This window comes from Streptomyces sp. NPDC093018 (assembly GCF_040684035.1).
GTDB classification, from domain to species: domain Bacteria; phylum Actinomycetota; class Actinomycetes; order Streptomycetales; family Streptomycetaceae; genus Streptomyces; species Streptomyces murinus.
In genome coordinates this window covers 81,117-96,636 of the sequence record NZ_JBFBFF010000021.1, presented here as the reverse complement: position 1 = coordinate 96,636, position 15,520 = coordinate 81,117, and the positions used below count along the sequence as shown (strand labels likewise).

The window sequence follows — 15,520 nt, the reverse complement described above, 5'->3', positions numbered from 1 at the left end:
GTTCAGCCGAACGTGACCGGCCCCCGGGGCGTGTCCACGGTGAAGCGGAGCGCCACCGGCCCCTCGGCCAGATCGAGCCCGGTGCCCAGGGCCGCCAGCGGGCCGCGCACCTCCTCCGGACCCGGTACGGTCGCGGACACCTCGATCAGCGGGGTGACCGGCAGACCCGAGTCGGCGGGGTGGCGCGAATCGCCCCAGTCGATCAGGAACGGCACCAGGCCCGAGGGGTGCGCCTGTTCGCCGCCGGTCAGCCGCCACCGCAGCAGCTCCCCGTCCGGGGTGCGGCGGCTCATCGGGTGCGCGGGCCCCGGGTCGTAGCCCCGCGCGCGGGCCGCCGCGATCGTCCCGTCCAGGTCGGGCGGGCTGATCGCCCAGGTCAGCACGCGTGGTGCGGACAACTGGTCCACCTCGAAGGGCCGTTCCCCGGCCGGCGCCGGCTGCTCCGGGTCCGGGCCGACGATCTCCAGATAGGCCCGGCCGCCGAGCCCCACCAGATGGTTCCGGGTGCCGTGGCCGAGATGCGCGCCGCCGGGCGCCGGGGTCACCCCGGTGCGCCGCGCGAACTCGGCGACGGACGCGGCCAGATCGGGGGTGGCGAGGACAAGGTGGTCCAGATGCGCAGGAATGGCGTTCACCCCGTGGGAGGCTACGGTCAACGGCCGCCCCGTTCAAGGCCGTCACGCGGGCCCGGCCCTCATCGACCGCAACTCCCGGGCCAGTTGACGTAGTCCCGTGTCATAAGGGCACCGCATACTCCCGTCCCTCCTCCGCTGCCCGCGCACCGGCGCCCGCGCCGCCCGTCCGGATCCGGACGTCCTCGCTCACCCGGACGGCGGAGTCGATTGAGCGGGTCGGCTCCGCAAGTGACGTTTCTGCGGTGAACGGATTGCGCCATTCCAGTGAGTAAAGGTGGCGTCATGGCAAGTCAATGTGAGTACCTAGAGATGCTCTTGGATTGGTAAAGGGCACTGAGGTGCGGTGGCCCCTCGCCGCCGTGCCGTACCCACAGAAGGAGCCGGACCTTGACCCACGGTAAGAAGCTGCGCGACCGCATCGCCGGGCCCGGGACCACACCGCTGATCGGCGTCTACGACATGTATTCGGCGTCGATCGCGGCCAAGCACTACGACGGAATGTTCGTCTCCGGATTCGGCTTCGCCGCCTCGTACTACGGCCTGCCGGACATCGGGTTCATCGCCTGGCCCGACATGGTGGCCTTCGTCCAGCGGCTGCGGGGCGCCTTCCCGCACCACCACCTCCTCGTGGACATCGACGACGGGTACGTCGATCCCGAGGTCGCCTGCCATGTCGTCGAGCACCTGGAGCGCATCGGCGCCTCCGGGGTGATCCTGGAGGACCAGAAGCGGCCCCGCCGCTGCGGACACGCCGACGGCAAGCAGGTGCTGCCGCTGGAGGAGTACCTGGAGAAGCTGAACCAGGTCCTGGAGACCCGCACGGACCTGGTCGTCGTCGCCCGCACCGACGCGACCGACGAGCACGACATCCTGCACCGCGCCGAGCGGCTCGCCGCGACCGACGCGGACGTGGTGCTGGTCGACGGGGTGCGCAGCGTCGAATGGATCAAGCGGATCCGGGAGGTCGTCGGCGGCAAGCCGCTGCTCTTCAACCAGATCGCCGGCGGCAAGTCGCCCCGCCTCTCCCTCGGCGAGCTCTCCGACCTCGGTGTGGACGTCGCCATCTACAGCACGCCCTGCCTGTTCGCCGCGCACGAGGCGATGGACTCGGCGCTCACCGGGCTGAAGGCAGCCGACGGCCGGCTGCCCGTGGTGGACCCGGCGAGCGGGGTCGGCGTACAGGCGTCCACCACCCTGCTGGAACGCAACATCGCCCGCGACCGGCTCGTCCCCGAGAGCGTGGGCGTGTGAGGGCCGCCCGTATCGGTACGGCGGCCGTGCTCACCGCGGCTTTCCTCGGCGCGGGGGCCGCCCCGGCGCTCGCCGACAACAGCCTGGTCACGCTGGTCGACAACTCCCACGCCGACTCCTGGCTGGAGGTCGACCGCACGGCCAATGTGCAGACCGGCAAGGGCGACGCGGGCAGCGACCACGACGGCAGCGCGGTGGACGCGATCGAGGCGCTCTTCGGCAACCCTCCGGCGCCGGACGAGGACTGAGGGTCCGAGGAGCTGACGGAGCCGAGGGACTGAGGGGCTGAGGAGGGTGCGCGCTCACGCGGTCGGTACGTACGGCCGCGTGCTCGGGGCGGCGAGGGCCGGGTATCTCCCGCGAGGGAGCGCCCGGCCCTCGTCGGTACCGGCCAGGGGCGTACGCCGGGCCCCTTTCGGCACCCGTCCGGTACACCGAACGGCCCAGCCGGAGGTCTGTGCACCGGAATACACCGGCCCCCTGTGGTGCTCTACATATGAAAGGTGCATGACGGCGAAGGGCTGGTGGGCGATGACGGCAGACCCGATGGGCCCGGTGGTCCGCACACCCCACGGCGCCGTACGCGGTCGCCATGAGCGCGGCATCGCCGTGTTCCGGGGCATCCCGTACGCCGCCCCGCCCGTCGGCCCCCGCCGCTTCCGGCCCCCCGAGCCCCCCGAGCCCTGGGACGGGGTGCGGGACGCGTCTGAGTTCGGCCCGACCGCGCCGAAACCGCCGTACTCCGAGGCCTTCGCCCAGTACCTCTCCGACCCCTCGATCCCCGGCGACGACTGCCTCAACCTCAACGTCTGGACGCCCGACCCGGCCCCCGGCGCCAAGCTGCCCGTCCTGGTGTGGCTGCACGGCGGCGCCCTGACCAGGGGATCCTCGGCCGTACCGGTCTACGACGGCCGCACCTTCGCCCGTGACGGCGTCGTCTTCGTCTCGGTGAACTACCGGCTGGGCATCGAGGGCTACGGACTGTTCCCGGACGCGCCGCCCAACCCCGGCCTGCGCGACCAGCTCGCCGCGCTGCGCTGGGTGCACGAGACGATCACGGCGTTCGGCGGCGACCCGGACCGGATCACCCTGTGCGGCCAGTCGGCGGGCGCGATCAGCGCGGGCGTCCTGCTCGCCTCGCCGCACACCGACGGCCTGATCCGGCGCGCGGTGCTCCAGAGCGGCCCGCCGGAGGTCTTCGAGCGGGACAAGGTACGGCGGATGGTGCGCCGGATGGCCGCCCGGCTGAAGATCCCGGCGACCGCCGCAGCCTTCGCCGCCGTGGAACCCGAACTGCTGCTGCGCACCCAGGCCGAGGTGGGCCGGCTGTCCAGCCCGGTGCTCGGCGGACCGGCGTTCGGCATCGTCGTGGACGGCGACCTGGTGCCCCGCGACCCGCTCCAGGCCCTGATCGACGGCGACACCGCCCGGGGCGTGGACCTGCTGATGGGCTGGACCCGGGACGAGTACCGGCTGTGGCTGGTGCCCGGGGGCCTGCTGGAGCACATCGACCGGCTGGGGGCCGTCGCCGTCGCCGGGGCCATGGCCCGCTGCCACGCGAGCCATGAGATACCGCGCGGCTACCGGGCCCTGCGACCGGAGGCGGGCGCCGCCGAGATCGTCGGCCAGATGGTCACCGACCACATCCTGCGCGTCCCGCTGCACCGCCTCGCCGACGCCCGCCCCGCCACCAGCCACCTCTACGAGTTCGCCTGGCCCTCCCGCCGTCCCGACCTGCACGCCTGCCACGCCCTGGAGCTCGGCTTCGTGTTCGACTCCGGTGACATCCCGGAGTCCCAGAAGCTGGCCGGTGAGGGCGCCCCGCACGAGCTGTGCGAGGAGATGCACGGCGCCTGGGTGCGCTTCGCGACCACCGGCGACCCCGGCTGGGAGTCCTGGAGCCCCGCCCACCCCGTCCGCGTCTTCGGCGACGGCCCGGCCCACACCGCCCACGGCCCCCACGACGCCGAGTACGCCCTCTGGTCCACCACCCCCCGCACCCCACCACCGCGCACCGCCGTCCCCCGCGCCCCCGGCGCCGAACTGGCCTCCGCCATGCGCCGCCTGCGCCGCTCGGTGGGGGCGCGGCGACGCTGAGTCCAGGACGCCGGGACGCCGAACGGCCGGGAACGGCCGGGGACGGCCGGTCAGACCGTCTCCGTCTCCAGCGTCCGTGCGATCGAGGCGATGCTCTCCGGCCCCACCCGGCAGCAGCCGCCGATCAGGCGGGCGCCCGCCGTGTGCCAGGAGGTGACCTGGGTGGGGGCGAAGGTGGTCGGGCCGGTCCAGGAGTGGGAGGCGGCCTGCCAGGATTCGCCGCTGTTGGGGTAGACCACGACCGGCTTGCCGGTGACACGGGCCGCGAGTTCGACGGCGGGGGCCGCGTCCTGAGGGGCGCAGCAGTTCACGCCCACCGCGATGATCTCGTCCGCGTCCGCCGCGAGCGCGAAGGCCCCCTCCAGGGGCTGGCCGGCCCGGGTACGGGAGCCGTCGATCGTGTACGACAGCCACGCCGGGACCCCCAGTCCGCGTACCGCCCGCAGCAGCGCGGTGGCCTCGTCGGTGTCCGGGACGGTCTCCAGGGCCAGGACGTCCGGCGCCGCGGCGGCCAGGACTTCGAGGCGGGGGCGGTGGAAGCGCTCCAGTTCGGCCACGCCGAGCCCGTAGCGGCCCCGGTACTCGGAGCCGTCCGCGAGCATCGCGCCGTACGGTCCCGCCGACGCCGCCACCCACAACGGGCGCTCCACGCCCGCCTCTTGGGCCCGCAGGGCCGCGTCCTGGGCCAGTCGGACGCTCAGCGCGAGCAGGCGTTCGGCCTCCGGGCGGCCGATGCCGCGCCGGGCGAAGCCCTCGAAGGTGGCCTGGTAGCTGGCGGTGATCGCCACGCTCGCGCCCGCCAGGTAGTAGGCGAGATGCGCCTCGGTGATCGCCTCCGGCCGCTCGGCGAGCAGCCGCGCCGACCACAGCTCGTCGCTCAGGTCGTGCCCGGCGGACTCCAGCTGGTTGGACAGCCCGCCGTCGAGTACGACCGTCCCGGTGGCGAGGGCCATGGCGAGGGCGGGGGTGGAAGCGTTGCCGGTCATACCGATGACGCTAGTCCACCGGGAGGGGGAGCGGCGGGTGGTGTCCAGGGGCTGGGCAGGGGGTGGGCAGGACACCGGGGGCCCGCACACATTTCGGTCCGGGCCGAAGCGTCCCGGGGCTAGCGTGGCCGTATGACCGCAGACCTCAGGGGAACCTCCTTCGCCGCGCTGCACCGCCCCGGCGAGCCGCTGCTGCTGCCCAACGCCTGGGACCATGCCTCGGCCGCCGCCCTGGCCGCCCGGGGCTTTTCCGCGATCGCCACGTCGAGCCTCGCGGTGGCGGCGGCCGTCGGGCTGCCCGACGGGGCGGCGGCGACCCGGGAGCACACGGTGCGGCTCGCCCTGACGCTCGGCTCCGAGCCGTACCACCTGACGGTGGACGCCGAGGGCGGCTTCAGCGAGGACCCGGCGGAAGTGGCGCGGCTGGCAGCGGAGTTGTGGGCCGTCGGCGTGGCCGGCCTCAATCTGGAGGACGGGCTCGGGGCGAGCGAGCTGCTCGCCGCGAAGATCCACGCCGTCAAGGCCGCCGTACCGGGGATGTTCGTCAACGCCCGCACCGACACCTACTGGTCGGGGGACGGCGACGAGCAGGACACCGTCCGCCGTCTGGACGCCTACCAACAGGCGGGCGCCGACGGTGTGTTCGTGCCGGGCCTCACCGACCCGGCCCGCATCGCAGGTCTCGTACGGCGCCTCGGCGTCCCCCTCAACATCCTCCACTCGCCCGCCGGGCCCACCGTCCCCCGCCTCGCCGAGCTGGGCGTGGCCCGGATCAGCCTCGGTTCCCTGCTGTACCGCAGGGCGCTGGGCGCGGCGCTGGACGCCATGGACGACATCGCCGCCGGTCGGACGCCGGGCGGCACGACCCCCTCCTACGACGAGGTGTGCGCGCTGGAGCGCAGTGTCTCGGTCAGCAGGTCGGCGAACTCCACCGGATGATCCAGGGCGCCCAGGTGACCACCCGGGAACTCGGTGAAGGACGCGCCCAGTCGTCCGGCCATGAACTCGGTCGTACGGTGCAGGAGTTGACCGCGTGAGGCGGTGCCCGCGACGAGCGTGAGCCGGGCGGCCGTGTCCGGCGCGGGGACCGGCGTGTACGCGGTGAACGGATGCAGCACCCGGGCCAGGAAGACCCCCATCGGTGTCGCCGACCCGCCCTCGGCGGGCGGCCGTTCACCGCCGTCCAGCTGTCCGAGCAGCTCGGCGCGCCGCTCCGCCCCGTCCGGCAGCACGGTGACACAGGGCGGCTCGTGCGCGACCACATGCGTCAGCCGCTCCGGATGCCGGGCGAGCAGATCGAGCACCGCGATACCGCCCGAGCTGGTCCCGAACGCGTACGCCGACCCGCCCTCGGGCAGCACCGCCGCCAGTACCCGGTGCGCCCCCTCGCTCCAGTCCGCCACCCGCTGCTTTGGCACCGGCAGGCCGAGCCGGCCGTGGGCGAGCCCCAGCGGGTCGTACGTCACCACGGTGAACCGCGCGGCCAGCGCCTCGACCAGCGGTCCGAGCCCCATCGGATGCCCGGCGCCGCCCGGCAGCAGCAACAGCACGGGGCCCTCGCCCGTGATGTCGTAGTGGTCGCGGCCGTCGTCCGCCGTCTCGGTCATCGCTCATCCTCTCCGGGTCCGGCGGCCGGGACCGGGGTTCGGGGTCCGGGCGCCGATCGTCCTGACCGGCCGACAGTACGTGCCGCCCCGCCCCGGGGCCTCCCAATTAGAACCGGATCAGGCGGCGCCCGGATCGGGGGCGAAGACGAAGGCGAACTCCGCCGGTTCCGCGCGCAGCTGGTGGTGGGGGAGCGGGCCGGGGCCGCAGGACTGGGAGCCGAGGCCGTGCTGGGCGTGGTCCAGGTTGACCCAGACCGTGTCGCCCGGCACCAGATCGGTCCGGTGGGTGGCGGCGTCCAGCTGCTGCGTGGTCCAGCGGCGGGCCGTCAGGAAGAACGCGGGATCGCCCTCGATGCGCAGACCGCCCAGCTCAGCCCAGCGGACGTCGATCCGGGCGCCGTTCTCCTGCGGACGGACGTACGGCGTCTGGAGGCCGGCCACCGTCGACTCCCAACGCCCGGCCATGGCGGCCGACCTGCTGTCCGGATACGCCTCCCCGGGACCGCCGCCGAACCATCGCACCCGGTCGGTCGAGGGGGCGGGCAGTCCGAGGCGGATGCCGAGCCGGGGGAGCGGCAGTGTCCAGTCGCCCTCCGGTACGACGCGCACGGCCAGCCGCAGCCGGTCCCCGTCCGCCGTCCAGCGGTACACCGTCGACAGGCCCAACTCGCGTCCTGCGGGCGCCACTCGGGTGCGGACCGTCAGCGCCTCGCCGTCCGCCTCCACCGCGTCCAGGCGGTGCCGCATCCGATGCAGGCCGAGCCCGCGCCACCGGGGCCCGCAGCGGGGGTCGTCCTGCCAGGCGGCGCCCTCGTCGTTGTCGGTGGGCGCCCGCCACACGTCCAGCCGGAGACCGGTGACGGCCACATCACCGACCGCCGTCAGCGCGCCGGTGCGCGCGTCGAACGTGCCGGGACCCAGGTTCAACACGCCCTCGGCGGCACGGAGTCGGGCCGTCGCCGGAACCCGAGGGGGCGTGCGGTCCGAGACCCGGAACTGGCCCCAGGCGACGACATGCCCCCGCTCCGCCCATGGGGTGTCGGCCGCGAGCGCCGCCCTGATCAGCCAGTGCGCCTCCCCTTCCGGCGCCCCGGCAGGCGGCGCGGGGAGTTTCACGTCCGCCGACTCGCCGGGTGCCAGGGCGGGCACCGGCAGGGGGCCGCAGGCCAGGGTCTCCCCGTCCACCTGGTACGACCACGAGAACGCGAGCGCCGACAGATCGGCGACGTCGTACCCGTTGGTCACCCGGACCGCCCCGGCCGTGCCGTCGCCCGTGATGCCGACCGGCTCCAGCACCTTCTTGTACTCGGCCAGGCCGGGGGAGGGCCGCCGGTCCGGGAAGACCAGCCCGTCGCAGACGAAGTTCCCGTCGTGCAGCTCCTCCCCGAAGTCACCGCCGTAGGCGAAACCCAGCTGCGGATGCGCGATGCCGTGATCGATCCACTCCCAGACGAAGCCGCCCTGAAGACGCTCGTACGACGCGAACAGCCGCTGGTATTCGGCGAGTCCACCAGGGCCGTTGCCCATGGCGTGCGCGTACTCGCACAGCAGGAAGGGAAGCCGGCGCCTGCGGAGCGGCCCCCCGTCCAGGTGCCGGCCGATGCGCTCCACCTCCGCGTGCCCGGCGTACATCCGCGCGTACACGTCCGTGTCACGGCAGTCGCGGTCGCCCTCGTAGTGCAGCGGGCGGGAGGGGTCGCGGGCGCGGATCCACTCGGCCATCGCGGTCAGGCCCCGGCCGGTGCCGGCCTCGTTGCCCAGCGACCACAGGACGATCGACGGATGGTTCTTGTCCCGCTCGACCATGCGGGCCGCCCGGTCCAGCAGGGCCGGGGTCCAGCGGTCGTCGTCGACGGGGTTGTCCCGCCAGCCCAGTTCGGTGAAACCGTGGGTCTCCAGATCGCACTCGTCGAGCACCCACAGGCCGTACTCGTCGCACAGGTCGAGGAAGGCCGGATGCGGCGGATAGTGGGAGGTGCGCACGGCGTTGATGTTGTGCCGCTTCATCAGCAGCACATCCGCGCGCATCGTCTCCACGTCCAGCGCCCGGCCCCGCTCCGGATGCCACTCGTGCCGGTTGACGCCCTTGAACAGGACCGGCCGCCCGTTGACCTCGATCAGGCCGTCCGCCACCTCCACCGTGCGGAAACCGATCCGCAGCGGCACCCGCTGCCCGCCGGTGGCCAGCACCCCGTCGTACAGCCGGGGCACCTCCGCCGACCAGGGCCGCACCGGTACCGTCACCGGCTGCCCGGCCGGGACGTCGATGCCGAGTTCCGCGACCGTGACCCGGCCCGCGACATCCGCGTCGACGCGCAGGGTGCCGGTGCCCGTGCGGTGGTCGTACGAGGCGTGCACGAAGAAGTCCCGTACCCCGTCGGCGGGTTGGTGCAGCAGGGTGACATCGCGGAAGATGCCGGGCAGCCACCACTGGTCCTGGTCCTCCAGATAGGACCCGGCCGACCACTGGTGCACCCGTACGGCGAGCACATTGCCGGTGGCCTTCAACAGGGGTCCGACCGCGAACTCGTGGGCCAGCCGCGACCCTTTGAACGTGCCCAGCTCCGTGCCGTTCAGCCAGACCCGGGCGCAGGACTCCACCCCGTCGAAGCGCAGCACCGCCCCGTCGCCGTCGCCGCACGGCCAGTCGGCCGGGAGGTCGAAGCGACGCAGATGGTCGCCGGTCGGATTCTCGGTCGGCACGCGCGGCGGATCGACCGGGAACGGATAGCGGTGGTTGGTGTAGACCGGGGAGCCGTGGCCCTGGAGGACCCAGTGGCCGGGGACCGTGATCTCGGCCCAGCCACCGGCGTCGTACCCCTCCTGCGCGAAGGCCTCGGCCTCGGCGGTCGGCGACAGCCGGAAGCGCCAGGAGCCGTTCAGGGAGAGCGACTTGGCGTCGGAGGACGCGTACCGGGCGCGGGGCGGCAGCGTCCCGGAGCCGGGGGAGACGTCCTCGACGTAGCCCTTTCCGGCGGCCTTGTCCTTGTCGGTGGGGGAGGCGACGGACATCGGTCTCCGATCCGGTGCCACGGGAGGGTACGGGCGGGGAGGGACGCTCCCGCGAGGCTAGGCACGCCGCCCGGCCCCCGGCAAGGGGGCCGGGAAGCACCGTCAGCCGTCCAGGACCTCCCCGACGAACGCGTTGGTGAACTTGCCCACCGGATCCAGGTCCCGCACGAGCGCCCGGAAGTCGTCGAGGCGCTCGTACCGTCCCCGCACCACCGCCGCCGGCATGCCGAACACCTTCCCCCAGTGCGGCCGCGGCCCGAACGGCTCCAGCGCCTCCTCCAGGCCCCGCACCACGGGCCCCACGGCCGCCTCGTCCCGCACCCAGGTGAAGTGCAGCGCCACCGAGTCCCGGGCGTGCGCCGGGCTGAGCCACTGTGGATCGGCGGCGACCGTGCGCACCTCGCAGGTCTGGAGCACCCCCGCGACGCTCTCCCGGATCCCGTCGACCGCGCTCAGCGCGCCGATCGCCGCCGCGCGCGGCACCAGATACTCCGACTGGATCTCCTCACCGCTGCTCGGCGTGAACTCCGCCCGGAAGTGCGGCAGCCGCTCATGCCAGGGCCCTACCACCCCCAGCTGCTCGGTGCAGTTGACCGCGGGCATCCCCGGCACCGGATGCATCGGCCCCGCCGCCGGTGCCGCCCAGGTGAAGTCCACCGCAGGCCGGTCGGTGCGCCGCTTGACCCACACCTGCCGAAAGCCCGCATCCCGCCAGTCCGTGAACAGGCTGACGCTGTACGCCGATCCGGCGACCGCCTCGAACTCCAGCCCCTCTAGCGGCAGTTCGGTGTACACCCGCTGCTCCACCGCGAACGCCGGTTCGAGGTCGAGGGTGAGCGCGACGACCACGCCCAGCGCGCCCAGCGAGGTCACCGCGCCGTCGAAGCGGGCGTCGCCCCGGGCGATCGTCACCGTCGTACCGTCCGCGACCACCAGCTCCACCTCCCGCACCGCCGAGGCCAGCGGAGGGTTGGCCAGGCCCGAGCCATGGGTGCCGGTCGCCACCGAACCGGCCACCGAGATGTGCGGCAGCGACGCCATGTTCGGCAGCGCGAGACCGCGGGCGTGCACCGCGCGGGCCAGCTCCGCGTAGCGGACCCCGCCCGAGACCCGGACCGTGCGCGCCGCCGTGTCCACCTCGATCACCGGCGCCAGCCCGGCCGTCGACAGCAGCACACCGTCCGGGCCGGGATCGGCGACCCGGTTGAAGGAGTGCCCGCTGCCCAGGACCCGCACCTTCGCCGCACCGGACACCAGGGCCCGCAGCGCGTCCAGCGACGCCGGGCGCCGGTACTCCTTCGCGTCGTAGGTGACGGTGCGGGCCCAGTTGGTGACGGTCTCCCTCATGCTGCCGATCCTCTCGCCGGGGCGGCGGGTCCGTTGACCCTCTTCTCCGCCGCGCCCTACGGTAAGGACAGCCGCGCCGCACCGAGCCCGGAGGGTCCGTCCTTGCCCGAGCGCCCGCAGGCCGTGCTCGCCATGGCGGCCGAGAACGTGCCGTACGTCTTCCCGCCCGATCTCCTCGCCCTCCTGCGCACCCACCTGGACCTCGATCCCAGCCTGGTGGTCCAGGACCCCACCGAGCCCCGGGCGCGCGTGGCCCTCGCCCGCGCCGAGGTCCTCGTCACCGGCTGGGGCTGCCCCCGCCTGGACGCGGCCGCCCTGGACGGCGCCCCGAAGCTGCGCGCCGTGCTGCACGCGGCCGGATCGGTCAAGGGCTTCACCACCGCCGAGGTGTGGCGGCGCGGCATCCTCGTCTCCTCGGCCGCAGACGCCAACGCGCTGCCCGTCGCCGAATACGCCCTCGCCATGATCCTGCTCACCGGCAAGGACGCCTTCGCGCTGCGCGAGGAACTGCGCGCGCGCCGGGGCTTCCCCTACGGCGCGATCCTCCCCGGCCTCGGCAACCACGGCCGCCGCGTGGGCGTCGTCGGCGCCTCCCGCGTCGGCCGCCGACTGATCGAACTGCTGAGCCCGCACGACCTCGCCGTCACCCTCGCCGACCCCACCCTGGACGCCGGGGAGGCCGGGCGCCTCGGGGTGCCGCTGCTGCCCCTGGACGACCTGCTGCGCACCAGCGACATCGTCACCCTGCACGCCCCCGGGACCCCCGCGACCCGGCGGCTGATCGGCGCCCGCGAGCTGGCCCTGATGCCCACCGGGGCGGTGCTCCTCAACACCGCCCGCGGCTCCCTCGTCGACCAGGACGCGCTGGTCGCGGAGGTGCGCACCGGGCGGCTGCGCGCCGTCCTGGACGTCACCGACCCCGAACCGCCGCCCCCCGGCTCCCCGCTGTTCGACCTGCCGGGCGCCTTCGTCACCCCGCATCTGGCCGGCTCCCAGGGCAACGAGGTGGCCCGCCTCGGCCGGGTGGTGGTCGAGGAGGCCGCGCGCTGGGCGGCCGGTGCGGCACTGCGCCACACGGTCGACCCGGAGACGCTGGAGCGGATGGCCTGAGGGGCCCCGGAACGCGCCCGCGGGACCCGGCACCGCTCCGCCCGATCCGGGGGCATACGGTTGGGCAGTACACCTGAGCCGGGAGGAGACATACGGATGGGCACTCGCACCGCACTGGTCGAGGATCTGATGGAGCGCTTCCCGCACGTGCCGCGGGAAGCCGTCTTCAAGGAGGACCTGCTCCGCGGCGGTGTCGCCTTCGACAAATCCGCCCTCAGTGACAACGAGAGCGGGGACGTCAAGCCGAAGTCCTACTTCATCTTCTCCTTCGACCACGGCACCCTTCCCGAGCTGGGCGAGGCCGCGCTGCGCCGGCCCCCGGAGGAGATCATCCTCACCGGTGGGCCGTACGACCTGCGCCGTACGGTTGTCTCCGTACGGGTGAACCCCGCCTCCCCCTACCGGGTCGCCGCCGACGACGAGGGGGTGCTCGGCCTCTACCTCGACGGCAAGCGCATCGCCGACGTCGGCGTGCCGCCGATGCCGGAGTACTACCGGCACACCCTCTCCAACGGGAAGTCCGTGATGGAGGTCGCGCCCACCATCCAGTGGGGTTACCTGATCTATCTGACCGTCTTCCGGGTCTGCCAGTACTTCGGCGCCAAGGAGGAGTGCCAGTACTGCGACATCAACCACAACTGGCGCCAGCACAAGGCGGCCGGGCGGCCGTACACGGGCGTCAAGGACGTGGAAGAGGTCCTGGAAGCCCTGGAGATCATCGACCGGTACGACACCCAGAAGGCGTCCACCGCCTACACGCTCACCGGCGGTGCCATCACCAAGACGGTCGCCGGGCGCGACGAGGCCGACTTCTACGGCCACTACGCCAAGGCCATCGAGGAGCGCTTCCCGGGCCGCTGGATCGGCAAGGTCGTCGCCCAGGCGCTGCCCAGGGACGACGTGCAGCGGTTCAAGGACTACGGCGTGCAGATCTACCACCCCAACTTCGAGGTGTGGGACCGCCGGCTGTTCGAGCTGTACTGCCCCGGCAAGGAGCGCTACGTCGGCCGCGACGAGTGGCACAAGCGGATCCTGGACTCCGCCGAGATCTTCGGCGCGCGCAATGTGATCCCCAACTTCGTGGCGGGCGTGGAGATGGCGGAGCCCTTCGGCTTCACCACCGTCGACGAGGCGATCGCCTCCACCACCGAGGGCCTGCGCTTCTTCATGTCGCACGGCATCACGCCCCGCTTCACCACCTGGTGCCCGGAGCCGACCACCCCGCTCGGCAAGGCCAATCCGCAGGGCGCGCCGCTGGAGTACCACATCCGGCTGCTCCAGGCCTACCGGCAGACGATGGAGGACTTCGGGCTGTCCTCCCCGCCCGGCTACGGCCCGCCCGGACCCGGCCACGCGGTCTTCTCGGTCAGCTCCTTCATGGACAGCCTGCCCGCGCGGGACCCGGCCGAGGAGGAGCCGGCCAAGGCCTGAACCGCCACCGTGCGTGACCGCTTGCGCACGGGCCGCTTGTCAGCGGGGCCGAGCCCGTGAAAGGCTCGGTTCCGCGAGGTTTATGACAACTCCGTCGTCCCTGTGGTGAGTTGACCTCGCCCGTGATGCAGGAGTTCCATGCCCGACCTGCCGACCCCTCAGGACGACGCCGAGGCCGCGCTGTTCTCGGAGTCCTGGGACGCGGTGCTCTCGTACGCCGCCCTGTGCGCCTCCGGTTCCGCCACCGCCCATCGGCTGGCCACCGAGGCGTTCACCCTCGGCATGCGCGAGGTCCGCGCGGCCGGGCGCACCCATGTGCGCGGCGCGGGCCGCCGCCCCGCCCGGCTGCCCACCGTCCCGGCCCTGCTCACCGCCGTCCGCACCACGGCCGCCGACTGGTCGGCCGCGGGTCAGGGCCGGCTGCTCGCCGCCGGTCTGCCCCAGTGGCTGTCCTCGCCCGAGGCGGCCCGCCTCACCGGCTCGCCCCGCGCCCACCCACCGGCACTGCGGGCCCTGCGCGACCTCGGGGGCACGGATGCGGCACTGCTGTGGCTGGCCGAGGTGGAGGCCCTGCCGCTGCCCGCGGCCGCGCACCGGCTCGGTCTTGACCCGGCCACCGCCCGGACCGAACTCGACCGGGTACGGGCGCTGTTCCGGGAGCGCTGGCGGCACGCCCGGGGTGACGCCCCGGAGCCCGAGGCCGCCGGGCTGGCCGCCGTACTGGCGGGCGGGGTGCTCGGCTGGGGCGGGCTCGACTATCTGGAGCGGCGCCGGCGGGCCGCCGAGGCGCGGGCCGGGAACGGCCGGGCGGGGGAGCCCCCCAGGGGTGAACCCGAGGAGCGCACGGGGCTCCGGCGGCTGCTGCGCGGGGGCGGGATGTTCGCCACCGCCCTGCTGCTGTCGGCGCTGGCACTGGGCGCCTCGCTGATGGCGCCCGGCGGTTCGGGCGCGGATTCCTTCACCGCCCGGGACGACACCGCCGCCACCCGCGACGACACCGCGGCACCCGACGACACCGGCGCGTCCGGCGACGGCGCCGCCCGGGGCGGCCGTACCGGCGCCCGCCCCACCACCGCGGGCTCCCCGACGCCGACTCCGACCCCGGCCCCGGCCCTGACGCCCGAGCGCGAGCCGCGGACCGAGCCGGTGCCGCCGTCCGGGACCCCGGCCGCCTCCCGCCGGAGTCCCGGCGCGGGCAGCCGGGACTCCGGGCGCCCGAAGCCCGAGGCCGGCCCCGACTCCCCGCCCAGGGGCCTCTCCTCCCTGGTCCACGGCCCGGTGAGCCTCCCGGCCGCGCCGCCGCCGTCCCCCTGCCGGATCGGCTACGACCTCGTCAGCCAGTGGTCCGGCGGCTTCCAGGCCACCGTCACCGTCACCACCGAGCGGGCCCTGGACGGCTGGCGGGTCGAGTGGACGTTCCCGGACGGCCAGCGGATCGGCCGGGTGTGGGACGCCACCGTCCGGCAGAACGGCTCCCGGGTCACCGCCACCGCCGCCGACTACGACCGCGCCGTCCCGGCCGGCACCGCCGTGGCCTTCGGCTTCACCGGCACCTGGACGGACGCCGACCGCGCCCCGGACGCCTTCACGCTCAACGGCCGGCGCTGCGCGTAACCGCGCCGCGGCCGCCCGCCCGACGGGCACTGGTCTCTACCTGACGAGCCGTCGTACACCCGCTCCACCTGGACGTATCACGAGTCGTGATCGTTCTCAGAGCGTATTGCGTCTTGGCCGGCTCCTGGCCCGGTGCTGGACTGGATCCACGGCGGATCCCGGCCGAACCGGCCGCGGACCGTGCGCCATCGGCGCGACCTCGATCCAGGAGAACGCAATGCCTCTCATCCATGTGCAGCAGACCCCCGGCAAGACCGCCGAGCAGAAGGCCGAACTCGTCCGCGAGCTGACCGACGCGTACGTCAAGGCCACCGGCAGCAAGCCGGAGAGCGTCTGGGTGACCGTGCAGGAGATCGGCACCGACAGCTGGTCCATCGCCGGTGAGACGCTGGCCGCCCGCGCCGCCAAGCGCTGAATCCAGGGGCCGACA

General features: G+C 73.9%; 13 protein-coding genes. 8 read left to right on the top strand and 5 right to left on the bottom strand.

Annotated elements, in window-relative coordinates; translation table 11 throughout:
- Positions 1–2: 2 nt before the first annotated feature.
- Positions 3–635, bottom strand: a complete 633-nt coding sequence (locus AB0N90_RS33185) for a VOC family protein (RefSeq protein ID WP_365202770.1) — start codon at positions 633–635, stop codon at positions 3–5.
- A 387-nt stretch (positions 636–1,022) separates the two neighbouring features.
- Between AB0N90_RS33185 and AB0N90_RS33180 the strand changes: the two genes are divergently transcribed.
- The 3 genes from AB0N90_RS33180 to AB0N90_RS33170 all read left to right on the top strand — a co-directional run bounded on the left by AB0N90_RS33180 (position 1,023) and on the right by AB0N90_RS33170 (position 3,983).
- Positions 1,023–1,886, top strand: coding sequence for an isocitrate lyase/PEP mutase family protein (locus AB0N90_RS33180; RefSeq protein WP_361679210.1), 864 nt, complete (start codon positions 1,023–1,025; stop codon positions 1,884–1,886).
- Positions 1,883–2,134, top strand: coding sequence for a hypothetical protein (locus AB0N90_RS33175; protein WP_172427677.1), 252 nt, complete (start codon positions 1,883–1,885; stop codon positions 2,132–2,134). Before AB0N90_RS33180 ends, AB0N90_RS33175 begins: the two co-directional genes overlap by 4 nt.
- 259 nt (positions 2,135–2,393) lie before the next feature.
- Positions 2,394–3,983, top strand: a complete 1,590-nt coding sequence (locus AB0N90_RS33170) for a carboxylesterase family protein (RefSeq protein WP_365202768.1) — start codon at positions 2,394–2,396, stop codon at positions 3,981–3,983.
- 50 nt (positions 3,984–4,033) lie between these two features.
- Here AB0N90_RS33170 and mmuM read toward each other — a convergent pair whose 3' ends face one another.
- Entirely contained in the window at positions 4,034–4,969 is a 936-nt protein-coding gene (gene mmuM / locus AB0N90_RS33165) for a homocysteine S-methyltransferase (RefSeq protein ID WP_365202766.1), read from the bottom strand.
- A gap of 132 nt (positions 4,970–5,101) precedes the next feature.
- Here mmuM and AB0N90_RS33160 point away from each other — a divergent pair, with 132 nt between their 5' ends.
- Positions 5,102–5,908 carry an isocitrate lyase/phosphoenolpyruvate mutase family protein gene (locus tag AB0N90_RS33160; RefSeq protein WP_365202764.1) on the top strand — a complete coding sequence of 269 codons (807 nt, stop codon included), beginning with the start codon at positions 5,102–5,104 and terminating at the stop codon, positions 5,906–5,908.
- Here the strand turns inward: AB0N90_RS33160 and AB0N90_RS33155 are convergent.
- From AB0N90_RS33155 to AB0N90_RS33145, 3 genes are all read right to left on the bottom strand, one after another.
- Positions 5,842–6,576 carry an alpha/beta hydrolase gene (locus tag AB0N90_RS33155; protein WP_365202762.1) on the bottom strand — a complete coding sequence of 245 codons (735 nt, stop codon included), beginning with the start codon at positions 6,574–6,576 and terminating at the stop codon, positions 5,842–5,844. The two genes, AB0N90_RS33160 and AB0N90_RS33155, sit on opposite strands and share 67 nt — an antisense overlap.
- A 117-nt stretch (positions 6,577–6,693) precedes the next feature.
- The gene (locus AB0N90_RS33150; protein WP_365202760.1) at positions 6,694–9,588 is read right to left on the bottom strand and encodes a glycoside hydrolase family 2 TIM barrel-domain containing protein; all 2,895 of its coding nucleotides are present in this window, start codon (positions 9,586–9,588) and stop codon (positions 6,694–6,696) included.
- A gap of 102 nt (positions 9,589–9,690) precedes the next feature.
- Positions 9,691–10,935 carry an FAD-binding protein gene (locus tag AB0N90_RS33145; protein WP_365202758.1) on the bottom strand — a complete coding sequence of 415 codons (1,245 nt, stop codon included), beginning with the start codon at positions 10,933–10,935 and terminating at the stop codon, positions 9,691–9,693.
- A 102-nt stretch (positions 10,936–11,037) separates the two neighbouring features.
- Between AB0N90_RS33145 and AB0N90_RS33140 the strand changes: the two genes are divergently transcribed.
- The 4 genes from AB0N90_RS33140 to AB0N90_RS33125 all read left to right on the top strand — a co-directional run bounded on the left by AB0N90_RS33140 (position 11,038) and on the right by AB0N90_RS33125 (position 15,505).
- Positions 11,038–12,045 carry a hydroxyacid dehydrogenase gene (locus AB0N90_RS33140; RefSeq protein WP_365202757.1) on the top strand — a complete coding sequence of 336 codons (1,008 nt, stop codon included), beginning with the start codon at positions 11,038–11,040 and terminating at the stop codon, positions 12,043–12,045.
- 96 nt (positions 12,046–12,141) lie between these two features.
- Positions 12,142–13,476, top strand: coding sequence for a radical SAM protein (locus AB0N90_RS33135; RefSeq protein WP_365202755.1), 1,335 nt, complete (start codon positions 12,142–12,144; stop codon positions 13,474–13,476).
- Between the two features lie 138 nt (positions 13,477–13,614).
- Positions 13,615–15,090 (top strand): cellulose-binding domain-containing protein, encoded by a 1,476-nt coding sequence (locus tag AB0N90_RS33130; protein ID WP_365202753.1) that lies wholly within the window; start codon positions 13,615–13,617, stop codon positions 15,088–15,090.
- 217 nt (positions 15,091–15,307) lie between these two features.
- Positions 15,308–15,505 carry a 4-oxalocrotonate tautomerase family protein gene (locus AB0N90_RS33125; RefSeq protein WP_031050342.1) on the top strand — a complete coding sequence of 66 codons (198 nt, stop codon included), beginning with the start codon at positions 15,308–15,310 and terminating at the stop codon, positions 15,503–15,505.
- The last annotated feature ends 15 nt before the right edge of the window (positions 15,506–15,520 follow it).